2 protein-coding genes are annotated in these 1,150 nt (G+C 35.8%); one reads left to right on the forward strand and one right to left on the reverse strand.

Features of this window, described 5'->3' with window-relative positions:
* On the reverse strand, window positions 1–188 hold a 188-nt coding region (locus tag ARSQ2_RS11485), incomplete at its 3' end, for an IS630 transposase-related protein (protein WP_238334499.1).
* 515 nt (window positions 189–703) lie between these two features.
* On the opposite strand from ARSQ2_RS11485, the gene ARSQ2_RS11490 reads away from it, so the two are divergent.
* Window positions 704–907 (forward strand): hypothetical protein, encoded by a 204-nt coding sequence (locus ARSQ2_RS11490; RefSeq protein WP_181995363.1) that lies wholly within the window; start codon window positions 704–706, stop codon window positions 905–907.
* Window positions 908–1,150: the final 243 nt, after the last annotated feature.

Consider the following 1,150-nt stretch of genomic DNA (forward strand, 5'->3'; position numbering starts at 1 on the left):
TCTTTTATCAACTCGGATTTATCGATTTTTCGCTGACGCGTAGTCGATGCTTTTGGCTCTATTTGATTAATCCAACTCGATACAGATGCAGAGCCAATCCGAAATTGCTTTGCTGTTTCTCGGATACTTAACCTTTTTTCTTCCATCGTAAATATCACTTTACTTCTAAAATCAATTGAATAGCTCATATAAATAATGTCATCAAAATTAAGTCGCTTAGATATATAACTTATCTTTGTTAAATAATAATCAGGTCATCACCTTAATTTTGATGAAAGTACTATAGAGATTGCAATCGTAATCAGTCTGTATCACATTTGTGCGCATTACCATGGAAAAGATCACATTTTCACATTTATAGAGATTATTCAAATAATTAATATTATTATGATGCCAAATGCGCCAAGACTTCTAAAATACCTAATATATTTGTCGTTTTTAATTAAATCTTTACAACAATAACCTATTATAATGTTTATTTTGGGTCCTTCATGACACTATCGTAAACCGTGGGCATTGCGCACCGTAGTATTTCACTAGCTAAACATTTTTGAATTTGTGTCCCATGTCCCATTTCCCATGATATGGGAGGGTCACTTTTATTTTAATTTCATCAAGTTAGCGAAAAATGATTTAGATTTAGTGTCACATTTAATGTTGGACATCTCCCACCCTATGTCTCATTGATTCAGGAAAATGTCCCATGTCGACGATGAATATTTCTGAGTATGCCCAACATACGGCCGTAAACCGTAAAACTATCTCGCGATGGATCAAAAGCGAAAAATATATCGTGATGCTTAATGGCGAGATTGATGTTGAAAGCAGTGATAAAAATCTAAAGCAGTATCGCGACAATCATGATCTTCGTACCCCAAATGCAAAGAAAAAACCAGAAACTCATTAAGCAGCGGGCAGAATTGTTATATGCTTCATTAGTATCAAATGATCAACAAATCCGAAGTTTAGAAGCATCTCGTGCCATTAAAAAGCACTATTGAGTTAGCTGAATTGATGAAACTGGAGTACAGTATCAAATCGGGTGAAGTGCTGCCTTGGCAAGACATAATAAATCAGGTTGGAAAAGAATACCCACGGATGCGAACCCGTTTGATTGCGATTGCCCCTGAACATGGCCCCCGTTTGAGAG

The sequence above is a fragment of the Arsenophonus endosymbiont of Bemisia tabaci Q2 genome (assembly GCF_902713415.1).
Taxonomy (GTDB): Bacteria; Pseudomonadota; Gammaproteobacteria; order Enterobacterales; family Enterobacteriaceae; genus Arsenophonus.

What these genes read in the sequence shown, in the direction of transcription:
- ARSQ2_RS11490 (WP_181995363.1), top strand. Translation starts at nt 704, where the DNA reads ATGTCGACGATGAATATTTCTGAGTATGCCCAACATACGGCCGTAAAC.